The following is a 16,464-nucleotide window of genomic DNA, read 5'->3' on the forward strand; positions in this document are numbered from 1 at the left end:
CCACCGCCCCTGTTGCGCTAATCTTAAGCCTGCCAACCCCGTCGAAAGGACACCATGCCTCAGACTTACACTTTCGCCTCGTGGAACGTCAACGGCCTGCGCGCCGTGCTCAAAAAGGACCCGAGCTTTATCCAGATCGCGCAGGAACTCAATGTCGATGTCCTGGCGCTGCAGGAGACCAAGCTGCAAGAGGGCCAGGTCGATATCGACCTGCCCGGTTATCACCAAACCTGGAGCTACGCCGAGCGTAAAGGTTATTCGGGTACTGCGGTCTTTAGCCGCCAGGAACCGCTGCGCACGCTGCACGCCGATGCGCTGCTACCCTACGCTAGCGAGGGCGAAGCGACCGAGCTCGTCGCCCAGGCCGCAACCGAGGGCCGCGTCTGCGCGCTCGAGTTCGACAAGTTTTGGTTTGTGGATGTTTACACGCCTAACGCCCAAAATGAGCTCGCACGCATCGATGTACGCATGGCCTGGGACGATGCCTATCGTGGCTTTTTGGCGGGACTCGAGCGCGAGACCGGCAAGCCCGTGGTGACCTGCGGCGACTTTAACGTGGCGCACGAAGAGATCGACCTTAAGAACCCCAAGTCCAACCGCGGTAACGCAGGCTTTTCGGACGAGGAGCGCGGTAAGTTTACCGAGCTGCTCGACGCCGGTTTTACCGATACCTGGCGCGCGGCAAACCCCGACGTCGAGGGCGTCTACAGCTGGTGGAGCTATCGCTTTAATGCCCGCAAGAACAACGCCGGCTGGCGCATCGACTACTTCCTGGTGAGCGACGCAATCGCCGGCAACGTGCGCGACGCCGGCATCCGCGACGACATCTTTGGCAGCGACCACTGCCCCGTCACCCTCACCCTAGAGCTCTAGCCCCAACTAATCCCCTGGGGACGGAGGAAAAGGGATCATTTTTCACCTCGCGAGGGCATCCACGCGGCCCGCTTGCCACGAAACTGGGCCATCTACTACGTTTAAGCCACTACCCTCAACCACAGCGAACAACGCAAAAAGAAAACCGCAGGTAGAAAGCCTGCGGTTTTTCATAAAACGCGGTTGTGTTTGGGGGTGTCGGGCCAAACGTAGTAGATAGGCCGATTCCGTGGCGGGCGGGTTCAGCTGATTCCCCGGGGATGTCTGGAGACGGAAGAAAACGGATCAATTTGGCTCTTGAGGGCCACGATGCCCGTCATATCAGCCGGCCATTCCAAAACTATGCCGGTTTACGGGGCTGAATCGCAAACCCCCAACCATACGCAATTCCGAAATAATAAAACCGCAGGTAAACGGCTTGCTCTATTTCAAAAATAGCCGGTATGGTCTGCCTGTGCCAATCTGGCCCCGTAAACCGGCATAGTTTTGAAATGGCACTTCGGCAGTATTGATTCCCGCCCCGGTGCAACCGCCACTACAGCCCGTACTTCACGACGACGCGGTTGATGCGGCGACACCAGGGCTTGTACAGAGCGGCCAAAAACACGCAGGTCGCGAGGCTATGCATGATGTCGAACGGCACCGCCGTAGCAAGACGCGCTGCGGCGCCTGCCCAGGTGAGCGGCTGCACAAAACCGATGATGTCATACGCGTTGATCACGACGCCATACAGCAGGCCCGACGCAAAGCCATACGCCAACAGCGCCGGCAATCGCACGGTTCCATCGGCACGGTCAAACGCGCCCGCATGCGCCAGTGCGCCACCGATATAGCCCACCAGACCCCAGGCATACATCTGCCACGGCGTCCACATGCCCTGTCCAAAAAAGAAATTACTGGTCAGCGCTGCCAACGCGCCGACCATGAAGCCGTTGCGTCGGCCCAACGTCGCCCCCGCGATAATAGCGATGGCGCTCACGGGTTTAAAGTCGGGAATGGGGCCGAACAAGATGCGGCCCGCCGCGGCCAACGCCGCCAGAACCAGCGTTGGCACAATCTGGCGCAAGCCCGGGCGCGACGCCTCGTAGCCCGCAAAAAACAGTGCAAGCACGAGCGCCACCACGACAAGCATGGCAAGCGCCGCCTGCTCAATGCCCGCCAGCAACGCCGCAGTCATCACTGCCGGCACCGCCAAGAGCAGCGGAATCTCCATTTTTGTGAGTAGGCGCGAGGCGCGATGATCCGTCATCCCATCACACCCTGTAGAACACGTTGTCGGCAAAGAAATCTGCCGGAGGCTCCATGCAGGCGATCTCGCCGTCGAACATCATGGCGACGTCGTCGGACACCTGCTCGGCAAAGTCCAAGTCGTGCGTGGCCATGATGACGGTACCGCCGGCCTGCGCATGCTCGCGCAGAGCTCGGGCGATAATGCAGCGACTTGCCAGATCAAGGCCCTTGGTGGGCTCATCAAGCAGCATCAGCTCCGGACCGATCAACAGTAGCTTTGCCAACGCAAGCAGCTGGCGCTGACCGCCCGAAAGATCGTACGGGTGACGCGCCTCCAAGCCGTCCAGTCCCAGTTGCGCCGCACGCTCCCGCGCCAAGTTCTCGTCGTATCCGCAGGTCGAAGCCCATTCCATCAGTTCGTCGCGCACCGTCTCGGCAACCAGCAGAGCCCTGGGGTTCTGCGGCAGCAGCGCCGCCGAAGCCGCCCCACGCACCATGCGGCCACGCTGCAGCTTAGCCGTCTTGGCCAGCACCGAGAGCATCGTCGACTTGCCGCAACCATTTCCGCCCACGACCGCATGCACCGCGCCGGCTGAAAACGTCACATCGAGCCCGCGCAGCACCCAACCGCCCGCGCGATCGTAGCGAAACCAGCCTTCCGACAGGGTGGTAGCCGACCCACCGTGCATTTTTTGGAGTATTCTGCTTCCATCCGTGCGCGGGAAGGCTTCCGAGCCGTTCTCGAGCGATGTTTGCGCCACAAATTTGGACGATTTGTCCAATTCCGAACTTTTTTTCGCGCTCGATACGTCCCCGGGCGGCTCCAGAGAGCCCAAATTGTCCTCACGCCTGCTGAATACTCCGTTTTTTGCACATCGGATGGCACCCCACCCCAACATGTCATCGGAAAACAGCGATTCTCGGCGTCCCAAAGAAGACATATCCGCCACCTCGCGCACGCGACCGCCCTCAATCCGGTACGTACACGTCGCATACTCGAGCATCGGCCGCGGCTGATGCGTCGCCACAACAACCGTGCAGCCCAGCTCGCGATTCACACGAAACAGCGCGTGCAGGAAATTCTTCTCCGCAACCGGATCAAGCTGAGACGTGGGCTCGTCGAGCAGCAGCACGCGCGGGCGCAACGCCAGAACGGCCGCCAACGACAGCAACTGTTTGCGACCACCCGAAAGCGTGTCAGTATCGCGGTGAAGCCAATCTTCCAGCCCAAAGAAATAGCTGGTCTCAGCTACGCGACGGCGCATCTCATCACGTGCTAGCCCCAAGTTTTCCAGGCCAAACGCCATCTCGTGCCACACGGTTTCGCACACGATCTGGTTCTCGGGATCCTGGAACACATAGCCCACGCGCTCCGCCGATGCCCGCACATCCATGTCGGCGACGGGCTCGCCCAGCACGCGCAGCTCGCCGGAGCGCGTACCCGCCGGCGCGATCTCGGGCTTGAGCAGCGACAGCAGCGTCGACTTGCCCGAACCGGTACCGCCAACAAGCAGTGCAAACGCACCTTGGGAAACACGCCAATCAAGCCCCTCGAGCACCGGTGCCTCGGCCCCGGGATAGGCAAAACTAAGGCCTCGCACCTCAATCGCCGGCGCGGCCGAGCCATATGCCACACCCGCCGCCGAGCTCCTATCCAACCGAGCCATCAGCCAAACCTCTTCTCATCAATCGCGTGCGACGCGCAAGGCAGCATCATCCAGGCAGCGTACACGACATAGCCCAGCCACGGCGCCGGCACCGATAGTTGCGGGTAAAACGAATACTGCATCGTCGCAGTCCACGCCACTGCCGTCGTGGCCATGCCAAACAGCGCAAGTCCAACCAGCGCGGCAACATCGCCGCGCCCCAGCCGATACCGCGCATACGTCGTTCGACGCGTCGCGGCGCCCCACCCACGGGAGCGCATGGCGTCCGCGCGCTCCAGCGAATCTTCCATGCCCCAGCCCATCAACACGCTCGACGCCCGCAGGCGCGATCGCACGGGATCGGTGGGCACGCGGCCCGGCACATCAATCGCATCCTGCACCGCCAGCACCGTACGACCGCGGCGTAAAAACTGCGGGATAAGCCTCATGCACATCGAGATCATGAGCGCAATCACCGGTGCGGCATTGCCCAGCAGCGCGAGCACCTTGTCGTATTCGAGCATCGACGCCGCGGCCTCAAACCACAGCACGCTCGCCACAAACAGCCCGCCCATGCACAGGCCGTATACCATGCTTTCCAGATACACCGCGCGCATGCCAATACGGAACAGCTCCGTCGAGCCCGAGGCGCTAAACAGCGGATTGACCAGCGCGATAATCAAAATCACCGGCAGCTGCCAGCGGAGTGCGCCCAGCGTGCGGGCAGCCCCGCGCGTCGCAAATCCATACGCCAGCCCGCCCGCAAGTGACAGCGCAATCAGCACCGGCTGCATCGAGAACATGGTGAGCCCCAGCGTCAGCACCATGTAGAGGGCCGGCACAGCCGGATGCGACATCGAGAATGCCGCGACGGGCTCGCCGCCAAACTCCTCTTGTATGTTGTCCACGGGCACCCCCGTCCCCTCGCTCAAACGACAGCTCCGCAGCACCGCCAACGCCGCACGCAAGCAGCGCAAACGCCACGCCGGCGGCACCGACATCGGCCGCCATGAGCCAATCGCTACGCGCTCAACATATGCCTGCGGTATCATATTGCGCCGTGTATCGTTTCCAAACACACGTCTCTATAACGTAACAGGAGATCACATGGACGCAACCGCAATTATCCTCGCTGCCGGCGAGGGCACCCGCATGAAGTCGAACCACTGTAAGGTTTCGCACAAGATCCTGGGCAAGCCCATGGTCCAGTGGATCGTCGACGCCACCATCAAGGCCGGCTGCAGCCGCGTCGTGGTCGTCATCGGCAGCCACGCCGACGAGATGCGCGCCCTGATCGACGGCGCCTACGCCAACAGCGCCACCAAAGTCGAGTGCGTTGAGCAGACCGAGCGCCTGGGCACCGGTCACGCCGTGAAGGTCGCGCTCGAGGCCTGCGGCATCACGCAAGGCCCCGTCGTCGTGCTCAACGGCGACCTGCCGCTCATCACCGCCGACACCGTCGCCAAGTTCGCGCAGACCGTCGCCACCGGCGAGCTCGCCTGCACCGTCATGACCATGACCCCGCCCGACCCCTTCGGCTACGGCCGCATCAAGCTGGATGCCGACGGCCAGATCGAACGCATCATCGAGCAGAAGGACTGCACACCCGAGCAGGCCGCCACGCTGCTCGAGTGCAACGCCGGCTGCTACGCCTTCGACGGCGCGCAGCTCGCCGCGCACATTGACGAGATCGGCAACGACAACGCGCAGTCCGAGTACTATCTGCCCGACATGCTCGAGATCCTCAAGGGCCACGGCCAGGCAGTCTCCATCTTCCACTGCGATGACTACCGCGACGGCCTGGGCGTCAACAGCCGCATCCAGCTCGCGCAGCTCACCGCCATCGCGCGCGACCGCATCAACGAGCACTGGATGGCCGAGGGCGTTACCTTCATCGACCCCACGCAGGCCTGGATCGGCCCCGACGCCACCATCGGCCGCGACACCGTCGTGTGGCCGCAGACGCACCTGATCGGCCACGTCACCGTGGGCGAGGAGTGCCAGCTCGGCCCCAACAGCCGTCTCACCGACACCACCGTCGGCAGCGGCTGCATCATCGATGAGACCATCGCCATCGAGGCCGTCATCGAGAACGGCGTCGACTGCGGCCCGCGCGCCTACCTGCGCCCGGGCACCCACATGCTCGACGGATCCAAGGCCGGAACGCACGTGGAGATCAAGAAGTCCACGATCGGCGAGGGCTCCAAGGTGCCGCACCTGTCCTACATCGGCGACACCACCATGGGCTCCGGCGTCAACGTGGGCGCGGGCTCCATCACCTGCAACTACGACGGCGTGCACAAGCACAAGACCGTCATCGGCAAGGACGCCTTCATCGGTTCCGACACCATGATGGTCGCGCCTGCCCAGATCGGCGACGGCGCGCTCGTGGCCGCCGGCTCCGTCATCACCGAGCCGGTCCCGGCCGACGCACTTGGCCTGGGTCGTGCCCGCCAGGTAAACATTGAGGGCTGGGCCGCCGATTACCGCCGCCGTCTGCACGAGGACGACGAGGTATAACGTTTTACCAAGCATCTAAGGAGCTGTTCCCATGGGGGCGGCTCCTTTTTCTATCGTGACCTGCGCAACCGGATGAGTGGTCGGTTCGTGTCCGTTGACGGTAAAGACGTTATCAAGACCCGATTAACCCCGTCGCGCGGTTACAATGCAACAAGGCATCTATATGGCATTCGATATAAAGGAGAAGGGTAATGCCGATTAATGATCCCGAGAAGTCGGAGAATATGCGCAAGTCCATCCGCGTGTATTCCGGTTCCTCCAACCGTCCCCTCGCTCAGAAGATCGCTGAGTACCTTGGGGTCGAGCTTTCGGGCCTTACGCTAAAGCAGTTCGCCAATGGTGAGATTTACGCCCGCTACGACGAGACCGTCCGCGGCGCCGACGTCTTCCTGATTCAGTCCGTGGCCGGCGGCAACGTCAACGACATGCTCATGGAGCTGCTCATCGCCACCGACGCTGCCAAGCGCGCATCCGCCCGCTCCATCACCGCCGTCATCACCCACTACGGCTATGCCCGCCAGGACCGCAAGGCCGGCCCGCGCGAGCCCATCACCGCCCGCCTCGTCGCCAACCTGCTCGAGCGCGCTGGCGTCAACCGCATCATCACCCTCGACCTGCACCAGGGCCAGATTCAGGGCTTCTTCGATATCCCGGTTAACCACCTGTCCGCGCTGCCGCTGTTTGGCCAGTACTATAACGACATGCACTTCGACACCGACAACCTGGTTGTCGTCTCCCCCGATGTGGGCCGCGCCAAGGCCGCCAAGAAGCTGTCCGACATGCTCGGCTGCGACCTGGCCATCGCCCACAAGGGCCGTCCGCGCCACAACGCCGCCGAGGTCATGGGCATCATCGGTGACATCAAGGGCAAGACCTGCATCATCAACGACGACATGATCGACACCGCTGGCACCCTGTGCGCCAACGTCAAGGAGCTCAAGGCTATGGGCGCTGGCGACATCTACGTCTGCGCCACCCACGGCATCTTCTCCGGTCCGGCCATCGAGCGTCTGAACGACGCCCCGATCGTCGAGTGCCTCGTCACCGACGCCATTCCCGTCGAGGTCGGCGGCAAAATCAAGACCATCTCGGTCGCCGAGGAGTTCGCTCAGGCCATCTCCGCCGTTTACCACGAGGAGCCCGTCTCCACGCTCGTCGGCGGCGACTTCGCGCTGTAATCCAGCGTGCATCTCATCATCTTTGGTGTTTTTAAAGGGTCGGAAGCTCGCTTCCGACCCTTTTTCTACCCCTCGACAACCTTCCCTGGACAATTAGTTCAGATACGTATTTTTTTAAAGCTCCAAAGGCCGTTCTGAGCCTTCTGAGCTCCCCGGCGAACGCCATACTGCCCAAAGCTCATCGCTTTCGAGTACGACCGCCGCATATTTACCCTCAAATCGCCCTCGAAAGCCCTTAGAAACGCCTCGAACGCCCGCCGTCTTATACGTATCTGAACTAACTGTCCAGTAGCTATCGTCAACCTTCGCGGCAGAGCTCAATTTCCTGCAATCCCCTCAACCGATTCCACCGATTTCATAACACCCAGCCGTTCATGGCGCGCAGCGCCCCGCTGAGCGAAAAGAACGGTATGGCGGTCGCATTCTGCCGCCAACTTAGTACGTTATAGCTATGACGACCGTGATTTCACATCTCTCCGCCCTCCGCGCAATTCGTCGCGCACGACGGGCGTACTCTGCCCTACCCTGGGACTCCGTTGATAGCGAACAGCAAGCACAGGCCTTGGCTGGCTGCATTCCCAACAATGACGCGATAGACTTTGGCGCACTTTCGATACTCGACGCCTGGAATGAAGATGATTCCGAACTGCTCGATCTTCTCGTTTCAAACGAAGACAACAGGCGCCCCGACAAGCGACTTCTTCAGCATATTCTCTCCACTCCTCTTCCTGAAGGTGCAATTATGCACGTCGAGGCCGACATCTACGCAACGTCTCCTGCCATGACAGCCATGCTTTGTTCCAAAAATGAATCAGTCGCCAAAACCTTGATGCTCCTTATGGAGCTGCTCGGAACCTACTCCCTTCCTCCCGGGGCAACATACCCCATTGCCTATGACGACATCTGGCCCAAGGGCGATGACTACGAAGCGATGGACGACCTCGATTGCCGGGGCGACCAGTCGGCGACCGAACAGCAGAACGAAACCCGCTACGAACAGGCACACTACAAATGCGAGCCCGCCACGACCATCGAAGATCTCGAGACTGTTGCACAGCTTGCCAAAAGCAGCTCATACACCTCGTTTCGCACGGCAGTCAAGCTCGCCCGACCCGGATCTGCATCCCCAGCCGAATCCCTAATGTTTGCCGTTCTCGGAGCGCCCATGCGCTTTGGCGGATTCGGATGTTGCAGCCTGCCCATGGGAGGCCTGCTACTCAACTATCGAATCGACTTCGACACTCTTGCGGTCAACATGTCCTCCGGCATCCCTTACGCCATCTGCGACCTATATTGCCCGGCCGCCGGAGTCGACAACGAATACAACGGAATTGGGCATGAGCTTCAAAACGCTCGCATCCACGATGGCAATCGAAATAATGGCCTCAAGGCAATGGGCATCCACGTCCTGGTTATCAATCGCGACCAAATGAAAGACCTTGTTGCACTCGAAGCCTTCGCCCAAACGATGCATCGACTCGCGGGAGTCCGATTCCGATACCGTATCAAGGGCTATCGCAAGCGTCAGGCCGCTTGGCTCAACGCCCTGCGGGCCGGAATCGGCCTTGCGCCGGTCTAAACGGCGAATCACCCGTGCACCGTCGAGCAGGGCTGGACAGTTAGTTCAAATACGTATAAATGGACACATTGAATTAGGCTGTTTTGCAGTTATCTCTATACCATTCGCCCGATTTGAAGGCAGGGTAGACTTCAAAACAGCGTCATATGGACTAACTAAAGCTCCAAAACAACGTATCGGCATTGAATTGAGCACTTCGAGTCCTCAGAACTTATACGTATCTGAACTAACTGTCCACCTCGATTTCGACGGCCGTCCAAACGCCCTCAAATAACCTCAATTGCCCTCCATTTGACAGCGGCAACAGGGTCGCTCACCATAGCAGGCGACAAATCAACGAAAGGATGAACATGGCAGCTGCACAGCCGCTTAAGATTCGCATGGTTGCCGGACTTGGCAACCCTGGCGATGAGTATGCCGAGACCCGCCACAACGCTGGCTTCAAAGCGATCGACGAGTTGGCCCGTCAGGCCGGCGTCACGTACTGGAAAAACCAGGCCGGCGCCGAGGTCGCGCTCATCAACATCAACGATCCCGAGGAAGAGGGCGGTAAGCGCCAGATTGTACTGGTCAAGCCGCAGTCGTATATGAATACCTCGGGTGGCCCCATCTCCAAGCTCTGCCGCGAGTACAAGATCAAGGCCGAGGAGCTGCTCGTAATCCACGACGAGCTCGACATTCCCGCCGGCGACGTACGTGTTAAGGTGGGCGGTGGCCACGCCGGTCACAACGGCCTGCGCTCCATCATCGACAAGATGGGCAGCCGCGACTTCAGCCGCATCCGCACCGGCATCGGCAACCCTCCCGGCAAGATGGCCGTCGCCGACTACGTGCTTAAGCAGCTGCGCGCCCGCGAGGCCGAGGATTTCCAGGACACCTGCGCCCGCGCCGCAGATGCCGCCGGTCTGGCAATCGTGCACGGCGTGATCTATGCCCGCGACCACGTCAACGGCGCCGCCTCCGCCAACGGCAAGCACTAAAACCTATCATTTAGGGATAGGTTTATTTTGGCAGGTTTTAACTGCGGAAACGCCGCAGCGGCCGCATCGCAATAAACCGCGCACCGCCATACACACATAGCACCCCAAAGGGGGCCGACCTCATTGCAACCCGAGGCTGGCCCCTTTGCCGTTTTACCCGATAAAACCTGCCAAAATAAACCTCTCCCCCTTTGGTAGGCCAAAGTGGATAAACCCTGCTCCCAACCGCCGAAGACACACGTAAGTGACATGTCCATGAGGGTATAATTTGCACCGTATGTCTGCACAACGCCTGTGCACGTACGGTTTTATTCGGGCTACCGTCCATTTCCGTGGAGGCACGGTTCGGCGGCCCTAACAAGAGAGGGGTTCTATGTATAAGATCCTGGAGAAGACGCAGTTCTCGGAGAAGGTGTTCAAGTTCCGCATCGAGGCGCCCGCAATCGCCAAGCATGCGCACGCTGGACAGTTCCTCATGGTCCGCGCCAACGAGACGGGCGAACGCGTCCCGTTTACCCTGGCCGGCTGGAACGGTGACGAGGGCTGGGTCGAGTTCATCTTCATGGTGATCGGCAAGACCACCGAGATGCTTTCCACCTACGAGGCCGGCGAGTCGCTGCGCGACGTCGTGGGCCCGCTGGGCGTTCCCACCGAGATGGCCGAGGGCCCCTGCGCCGTCATTGGCGGCGGCGTCGGCCTGGCAATTGCCTTCCCGGTCGCCAAGCACCTGGTCGAGACCGGTCACGAAGTTCACGCCATCATGGGCGCCCGCACCAAGGACCTCCTGCTCATGGAGGACCAGTTCCGCGAGCTCCTCGACGAGGACCACATCCACATCACCACTGACGACGGCTCCTACGGCGAGCAGGGCGTTGTCACCGCTCCGTTGGAGCGCCTGCTGCAGGACAAGGCCGTGAGCCAGGTCTTCTGCGTCGGCCCCGTTCCGATGATGAAGTTCTCGACCCTCACCGCCCAGAAATACGACACCCCCATCACCGCGTCCCTCAACCCCATCATGGTTGACGGCACCGGTATGTGCGGCTGCTGCCGCGTCGAGGTGGGCGGCGTGACCAAGTTCGCTTGCGTCGACGGCCCCGACTTCGATGCCACCCTGGTCGACTGGGATGACCTTCGTGCCCGCCAGGCCGCTTACCGTTCCGAAGAGGGCGAGTCCCTCAAGGCCTATGAGGAAAAGAGCTGCGCATGCCACTAGTTAACGGTCGTTTCGTTGCCGATATGAAGTCGCCCCGCACCCCCGATAACGAGGAGCCGGCTGCCGAGCGCGCCTGCGACTTCCGCCCCGTCGACAAGGGCTTCACCGAGGAGATGGCGCTGGCCGAGGCCGAGCGCTGCCTCAACTGCAAGAAGCCGTTCTGTGTTGAGGGCTGCCCCGTCAACATCAACATCCCCCGCTTTATCGAGCAAATCCGCGCGAAGGACTTCGGCGGCGCTCTCGATACCATCCGCGAGGACTCCATGCTTCCCGCCATCTGCGGCCGTGTCTGCCCGCAGGAGAACCAGTGCGAGGGCAAGTGCATCCGTGGTAAAAAGTCCGAGCCCGTGGCCATCGGCCAGCTCGAGCGCTTCCTGGGTGATCGCCCCGAGCTCGCCTCCACGCCCAAGATGGCCCCCAAGAACGGCAAGAAGGTCGCCGTCGTCGGCTCCGGCCCGTCCGGCATCACCTGCGCCGGCGAGCTCGCCCGTAACGGCTTTGACGTTACCGTCTTCGAGGCCTTCTTCACCGGCGGCGGCGTGCTGGTCTACGGCATCCCCGAGTTCCGTCTGCCCAAGGCGGTCGTCAAGCGCGAGATTGACGGCCTGGAGGACATGGGCGTCAAGTTTGAGTACAACTCCGTCGTGGGCAACATGGCCACGGCCGAGGAGCTGTTCGAGCAGGGCTTCGACGCCATCTACGTGGCGACCGGCGCTGGCCTGCCCAAGTTCCTCAACGTCCCCGGCGAGAACCTGCCCAACGTCTTCTTCGCAAACGAGTACCTCACCCGCGTGAACCTGATGAAGGCCAACAAGTTCCCCGAGTACGACACCCCCACCAAGCACGGCAAGAACGTCGTCGTCTTTGGTGGCGGCAACGTGGCTATGGACGCCGTCCGTACCGCCAAGCGCCTGGGCGCCGAGCACGCCATCATCGCCTATCGTCGTACCGAGGACGAGATGCCCTGCCGTCGCGCCGAGCTGCACCATGCCAAGGCCGAGGGCATCGAGGTTCTGCCGCTCGTTTCCCCGCTCGAGTTTGTCGCTGGCGAGGACGGCTCCGTGTGCGCCGTCAAGGTCCAGAAGATGGAGCTCGGCGAGCCCGACGAGTCCGGCCGTCGTCGCCCGGTGCCCATCGAGGGCGCCATCGAGGAGATTCCCTGCGACGTCGCAATCTCGGCTATCGGCACCAACGCCAACCCCTTCGCAAAGAAGATCGGCGGCAAGATGGAGCTCAACAAGTGGGGCTACATCGTCGCCGACGAGGAGACCGGCCAGACCACCGATCCCCGCATCTGGGCTGGCGGCGACATCGTCACCGGTGCCGCTACGGTCATTCTGGCGATGGGCGCCGGCAAGAAGGCCGCCGCTTCCATCACCAAGAGCCTGTTGGGCGAGTAATCACCTACAGCACTAGCCACCAAACGGCAAAGTCCCCGTCGAGCACACGCCCGGCGGGGACTTTTTCTATACCGGCCACTCGACCACCACAAAGGTGCCTGTCCCCTTTGTGGTGGCTTTGGTCGGTTAGCCTTCGAGCTGCGCTGCCTTGTAGCGGTACGCCGCGGCGATGACGTCTTTGCAGCCTTCGCGGCCCAGCTTGGCGCGGTTGACGACGATGTCTTTACCGCTCGTCATCTTCCACTTTCCGGCACTGTAGCGCTTATAGAACGCCTCGCGCGCCTTCTGCTGCTGCTTGACCAGCTTGGCGCCCTTCTTTTTATTAAGGCCACGCTTCTTGCGCACAATCTCGACGCGATCCTCAAAGGGAGCGGTCACCAGCACGGCAATGTGGTTGGGGTTGTTGCGCAGCAGATAATCGGACAGACGGCCTTCGATAATGCAGCTCTCGGTCTCGCCCAGATCCAAAATCACCTGGCTCATCTTTTGGAATAACTTGTCCGAGTACGAACGTGCGTCGTAACGGTCGGGCAGAAACGCCATGTTCTCCACGGCCAGACGCTCGTCATAGGCGGCCATCTTATCGAGCGACTCGCCCGCGCGCAGCGACGCGCGCACCAGCAGCTCGTTATCGTACAGCGGAATCCCCAACTCGTCGGCAAGCATGCGACCAATCTCGTGGCCCTCGGCGCCAAAGTCGCGCGCGATGGTAATGACCACAGGATTCTTCTTATTCTCCAGATCGCTCATCGCGATTCCTTTCTCTATGTGACAAAGGGGCTGTCCCTTTGCCACATTCTACGCTGCCACCATTCGCCTCTGATATGCGCGAACCAGCAACGAGATGCCAAAGTTGAGCACAAAGTACATCGCAAACACCAGGCCGTAGAGCATAAGAACCTGCGACAGGTCAATCGCGTGGGCCATCACGACATTTGCCGTGTACATGAGCTCGGCCACGTTAATGCCCGAAAGATACGAGCTGTCCTTAATGACGGTCGTGCACTGGCTAAACAGCGCCGGAATGATCGTCTTAAACGTCTGCGGCAGAATGATGTAGCACATGGTGGCAAAGAAGCCAAAGCCCTGGCTCTGCGCTGCCTCAAACTGGCCGCGCGGAATCGAGTTGAGACCGCCGCGCACAATCTCGGCCATAACGGCGCTGGTAAACAGCGTAAAGGCGATGGTCGAAATCACAATGTCCAAACCCTGCACCGTAAAGTAGATAAAAAGGATCCACAGCAGGTTCGGCGTGCAACGGAACAGCTCGATATAGGCACTCACCAAAATACGGAACGGGCGGGGCGCATAGCTTTTAACAAGCGCCAGCACCGTGCCAAAGATGAGCGAGAAAAAGATCGACAGCGCCGAGATCTCGATCGTCTTAACAAAGCCGCCCCAAATGTAGAGCAGGTTGGACGCGTTGAAGATTTCCATGCGCTAGGCCTCCTCTACGTTGTCGAGCCCCAGCTCGGCCAGGCTCACGCCGCGCGGACGCTCCTTGGAGCGGCGCTCGAGCCACTGCACCAGCATGGCGAGCGGAAAGCAGATGATGAAGTACATAAGGCAGCAGACGATGTATCCCTGCAGGTAACCGTACAGACTCACAAAGTTGTCGGAACGGTACATAAGGTCGCCGCCGGCCACAAGTGCCAGCACCGACGTGTTCTTGACCAGGTTGAGCGCCTGGTTACACAGCGGCGGCAGAATGATCTTGAACGTCTGGGGCAGCACGATGTACCAGTATGCCTGCGCACGGGTGAAGCCCTGGCTCTGGGCCGCCTCCATCTGACCGCGCGGAACCGCCTCGATACCAGTGCGGATGACCTCCGAGATGTAGGCCGCGTGATACAGACCCACACCCAAGAAGCCCAGCACGAACGGCGCGATGCGCACCGGCTGGTCGGCACCGGTTATGGCCTGCAAAAACTGCGGACCGGCCATGTACATAAAGAGCACCTGCACGGGCAACGGGGTGTTCTGGTAAAACTCCACGTACACGCGGCTTATGGCGCGCAGCACGCGCGAGCGAGTGGTAGAGAACACGCCCAGCAGCGTGCCCAGCACCAGCGACAACAGCAGGCCGGCAACGACCACCTGCAGTGTCACGCCAAAGCCCTCCCAGAAGGGCCCCATGTTTTGAAATGTCGTCGACCAACGGTCGGCGTCAAATAATCCTTCGAGCATTTGATTCCTTCCTTGGACGATGCGCCTATACAAGACCCCAGGTCTTGACCTCTTGGTCGAGCCAGCCGTCGGCTAGGCGGTTGCAAATCACCCGATCGACCACGGCCGAAAGGTCGCAGCCCTTCTTGGTCGCCACGCCGTAGCCCTGCTCGCCAAACTTGACCTCGGGCTGCAGCAGCTCAACGGTCTCGTTCATATAGCCGGCCAGCGTGGAGCGGTCCATGGCAAAGACGTCGATATTGCCGGCGTCGAGCGAACTCTTGATGATGGGGTAGCCGCTAAAGGCCCTAAACTCGGGCTTGCAGCTAAAGCCGTTGTCCTTGATCATCTGCTCGATCAGGCCCTGCGTGGTGGCACCCTGGCTTACGCCAATGACCTTGCCGTCCAGGTCCTCAATCGAGGTAAAGCCCGAACGCTTCTTGACCATGAGTCCCACGTAGTCGGTGCGGTACGGCGTCGAGAAATCCCAGCTCTTCTTGCGCTCGTCGGTGATGGTGTAGGTCGCCGCGACCACGTCAAGTTGGCCGTTATCGATCAGCGGGCCGCGCGTCTTGGGCGTTACGTCAGTAAACTCGACAAGCTCCTGGGCGCGGGCCTCCTTGTAGCTCACGCCAAAGACGGCAGCAGCGATCTGGTAGCACAAATCGACTTCCATGCCCTCAAAGCGGCCCTTGGCGGTGTCGTAATAGCCGTAGCCGGGAACGTCCTTCTTAACGCCGGCATTCAGATGGCCACGCGATTTGATGGCCGCAAGCTTGGACCCCTTGTCGGAGCCCTCGCCGCTGGTGGAGTTGCCGCAACCGGTAAGCGCGGTCGCCGTCAGCGCAAGCATGCTGGCGCCAGCCAGCTGCAAAAAGTGACGGCGCGACACGGCCTCCCTCGTCATATCCGTCATGTCCATCACCGCGCCTAGTGCAGAATCTTGGACAGGAACTCGCGACAGCGCGGGTTCTCGGGGTTATCGAAGAAGTGCTCGGGCGTGCCCTCCTCCAGAATGCGGCCGTCCTCCATAAAGATGACGCGGTCGGCCACCTGGCGCGCAAAGCCCATCTCATGCGTCACGCAGATCATGGTGATGTCCTCCTGCGCGAGCTCGATCATGACGTCCAGAACTTCCTGGACCATCTCGGGGTCGAGTGCCGAGGTCGGCTCGTCAAACAGGATGATGGGCTGCTTGGTGCACAGGGCACGGGCGATGGCGATGCGCTGCTGCTGACCGCCCGAGAGATTCTGCGGATACTCGCCGGCCTTATGCGCCATGCCGACACGCTTGAGCGCGGCGATAGCGATCTCGGTCGCCTCCTCCTTGCTCTTCTTTTGTAGCTTGATGGGCGCGAGCGTCAGGTTGCCCAGCACCGTCATGTTGGGATACAGGTTGAACTGCTGAAACACCATGGAGCTATACTTGCGAGCCATCTCCAGGTGGTTCTTTTTGGTGAGCGGCGTACCGTCGATGACGACCTCGCCCGACGTGGGCTCCTCCAGATAATCGACGCAACGGATGAGCGTCGACTTACCCGAACCGGAAGGCCCGATCATTACGAGCTTCTCGCCGCGCTTGACGGTGAGGTTGATATCTTTGAGCACATGCAGGTCGCCAAAGTACTTGTTGAGATGCTTGATCTCGATCATGTCTGCCATGAATGTCCCTTCCCTGC

Annotated in this window: 15 protein-coding genes; 7 read left to right on the forward strand and 8 right to left on the reverse strand. The window is 60.9% G+C overall.

Annotated elements, in window-relative coordinates; all coding sequences use genetic code 11:
- The first annotated feature begins 54 nt into the window (after positions 1-54).
- Positions 55-873: an exodeoxyribonuclease III gene (locus AAA138_RS08850; RefSeq protein ID WP_349090513.1), complete on the forward strand. Its 819-nt coding sequence runs from the start codon at positions 55-57 to the stop codon at positions 871-873.
- A 535-nt stretch (positions 874-1,408) separates the two neighbouring features.
- Here AAA138_RS08850 and AAA138_RS08855 read toward each other — a convergent pair.
- From AAA138_RS08855 to AAA138_RS08865, 3 genes are read right to left on the reverse strand one after another with little or no spacing between them, the layout of a single operon-like run.
- Positions 1,409-2,122: a DUF6580 family putative transport protein gene (locus AAA138_RS08855; RefSeq protein WP_349090515.1), complete on the reverse strand. Its 714-nt coding sequence runs from the start codon at positions 2,120-2,122 to the stop codon at positions 1,409-1,411.
- A 4-nt stretch (positions 2,123-2,126) separates the two neighbouring features.
- Positions 2,127-3,770: an ATP-binding cassette domain-containing protein gene (locus AAA138_RS08860; protein ID WP_349090517.1), complete on the reverse strand. Its 1,644-nt coding sequence runs from the start codon at positions 3,768-3,770 to the stop codon at positions 2,127-2,129.
- Positions 3,770-4,657, reverse strand: a complete 888-nt coding sequence (locus AAA138_RS08865) for an energy-coupling factor transporter transmembrane component T (RefSeq protein ID WP_233504788.1) — start codon at positions 4,655-4,657, stop codon at positions 3,770-3,772. The genes AAA138_RS08860 and AAA138_RS08865 overlap by 1 nt, the downstream gene beginning before the upstream one ends.
- A 199-nt stretch (positions 4,658-4,856) precedes the next feature.
- On the opposite strand from AAA138_RS08865, the gene glmU reads away from it, so the two are divergent.
- From glmU to gltA, 6 genes are all read left to right on the forward strand, one after another.
- Positions 4,857-6,269, forward strand: coding sequence for a bifunctional UDP-N-acetylglucosamine diphosphorylase/glucosamine-1-phosphate N-acetyltransferase GlmU (glmU, locus tag AAA138_RS08870; RefSeq protein WP_349090519.1), 1,413 nt, complete (start codon positions 4,857-4,859; stop codon positions 6,267-6,269).
- A gap of 191 nt (positions 6,270-6,460) precedes the next feature.
- Complete coding sequence (locus tag AAA138_RS08875; protein ID WP_022094252.1) at positions 6,461-7,447, forward strand: ribose-phosphate pyrophosphokinase; 987 nt, start codon at positions 6,461-6,463, stop codon at positions 7,445-7,447.
- A gap of 451 nt (positions 7,448-7,898) precedes the next feature.
- Positions 7,899-9,026, forward strand: a complete 1,128-nt coding sequence (locus AAA138_RS08880) for an endonuclease domain-containing protein (RefSeq protein WP_250787340.1) — start codon at positions 7,899-7,901, stop codon at positions 9,024-9,026.
- Between the two features lie 350 nt (positions 9,027-9,376).
- Complete coding sequence (gene pth, locus AAA138_RS08885; RefSeq protein WP_171025267.1) at positions 9,377-10,006, forward strand: aminoacyl-tRNA hydrolase; 630 nt, start codon at positions 9,377-9,379, stop codon at positions 10,004-10,006.
- 373 nt (positions 10,007-10,379) lie between these two features.
- Entirely contained in the window at positions 10,380-11,219 is an 840-nt protein-coding gene (locus tag AAA138_RS08890) for a sulfide/dihydroorotate dehydrogenase-like FAD/NAD-binding protein (protein WP_006235793.1), read from the forward strand.
- On the forward strand, positions 11,210-12,619 hold the full coding sequence (gene gltA, locus AAA138_RS08895; protein ID WP_349090520.1) for an NADPH-dependent glutamate synthase: 1,410 nt from the start codon (positions 11,210-11,212) through the stop codon (positions 12,617-12,619). The genes AAA138_RS08890 and gltA overlap by 10 nt, the downstream gene beginning before the upstream one ends.
- A 126-nt stretch (positions 12,620-12,745) precedes the next feature.
- Here the strand turns inward: gltA and AAA138_RS08900 are convergent, their stop codons facing one another.
- The 5 genes from AAA138_RS08900 to AAA138_RS08920 are packed head-to-tail and all read right to left on the reverse strand — an operon-like array spanning position 12,746 to position 16,447.
- Positions 12,746-13,369 (reverse strand): cytidylate kinase-like family protein, encoded by a 624-nt coding sequence (locus AAA138_RS08900; protein ID WP_195239942.1) that lies wholly within the window; start codon positions 13,367-13,369, stop codon positions 12,746-12,748.
- Between the two features lie 48 nt (positions 13,370-13,417).
- Positions 13,418-14,056 carry an amino acid ABC transporter permease gene (locus tag AAA138_RS08905; protein ID WP_349090522.1) on the reverse strand — a complete coding sequence of 213 codons (639 nt, stop codon included), beginning with the start codon at positions 14,054-14,056 and terminating at the stop codon, positions 13,418-13,420.
- Between the two features lie 3 nt (positions 14,057-14,059).
- On the reverse strand, positions 14,060-14,806 hold the full coding sequence (locus tag AAA138_RS08910) for an amino acid ABC transporter permease (RefSeq protein ID WP_035136546.1): 747 nt from the start codon (positions 14,804-14,806) through the stop codon (positions 14,060-14,062).
- Between the two features lie 25 nt (positions 14,807-14,831).
- Positions 14,832-15,707 carry a transporter substrate-binding domain-containing protein gene (locus tag AAA138_RS08915; protein ID WP_271746727.1) on the reverse strand — a complete coding sequence of 292 codons (876 nt, stop codon included), beginning with the start codon at positions 15,705-15,707 and terminating at the stop codon, positions 14,832-14,834.
- An 8-nt stretch (positions 15,708-15,715) separates the two neighbouring features.
- Positions 15,716-16,447, reverse strand: coding sequence for an amino acid ABC transporter ATP-binding protein (locus tag AAA138_RS08920; RefSeq protein ID WP_022094215.1), 732 nt, complete (start codon positions 16,445-16,447; stop codon positions 15,716-15,718).
- Positions 16,448-16,464: the final 17 nt, after the last annotated feature.

The sequence above is a fragment of the Collinsella sp. CLA-JM-H32B genome, assembly GCF_040098065.1.
GTDB lineage: Bacteria > Actinomycetota > Coriobacteriia > Coriobacteriales > Coriobacteriaceae > Collinsella.

Coding starts and splice junctions, on each gene's coding strand:
- AAA138_RS08875 (WP_022094252.1), top strand. CDS start 6,461: ATGCCGATTAATGATCCCGAGAAGTCGGAGAATATGCGCAAGTCCATC.
- pth (WP_171025267.1), top strand. CDS start 9,377: ATGGCAGCTGCACAGCCGCTTAAGATTCGCATGGTTGCCGGACTTGGC.
- AAA138_RS08920 (WP_022094215.1), bottom strand. CDS start 16,447: ATGGCAGACATGATCGAGATCAAGCATCTCAACAAGTACTTTGGCGAC.
- AAA138_RS08880 (WP_250787340.1), top strand. CDS start 7,899: ATGACGACCGTGATTTCACATCTCTCCGCCCTCCGCGCAATTCGTCGC.
- gltA (WP_349090520.1), top strand. CDS start 11,210: ATGCCACTAGTTAACGGTCGTTTCGTTGCCGATATGAAGTCGCCCCGC.
- AAA138_RS08890 (WP_006235793.1), top strand. CDS start 10,380: ATGTATAAGATCCTGGAGAAGACGCAGTTCTCGGAGAAGGTGTTCAAG.
- AAA138_RS08915 (WP_271746727.1), bottom strand. CDS start 15,707: ATGGACATGACGGATATGACGAGGGAGGCCGTGTCGCGCCGTCACTTT.
- AAA138_RS08855 (WP_349090515.1), bottom strand. CDS start 2,122: ATGACGGATCATCGCGCCTCGCGCCTACTCACAAAAATGGAGATTCCG.
- AAA138_RS08900 (WP_195239942.1), bottom strand. CDS start 13,369: ATGAGCGATCTGGAGAATAAGAAGAATCCTGTGGTCATTACCATCGCG.
- AAA138_RS08850 (WP_349090513.1), top strand. CDS start 55: ATGCCTCAGACTTACACTTTCGCCTCGTGGAACGTCAACGGCCTGCGC.
- AAA138_RS08905 (WP_349090522.1), bottom strand. CDS start 14,056: ATGGAAATCTTCAACGCGTCCAACCTGCTCTACATTTGGGGCGGCTTT.
- glmU (WP_349090519.1), top strand. CDS start 4,857: ATGGACGCAACCGCAATTATCCTCGCTGCCGGCGAGGGCACCCGCATG.
- AAA138_RS08910 (WP_035136546.1), bottom strand. CDS start 14,806: ATGCTCGAAGGATTATTTGACGCCGACCGTTGGTCGACGACATTTCAA.
- AAA138_RS08860 (WP_349090517.1), bottom strand. CDS start 3,770: ATGGCTCGGTTGGATAGGAGCTCGGCGGCGGGTGTGGCATATGGCTCG.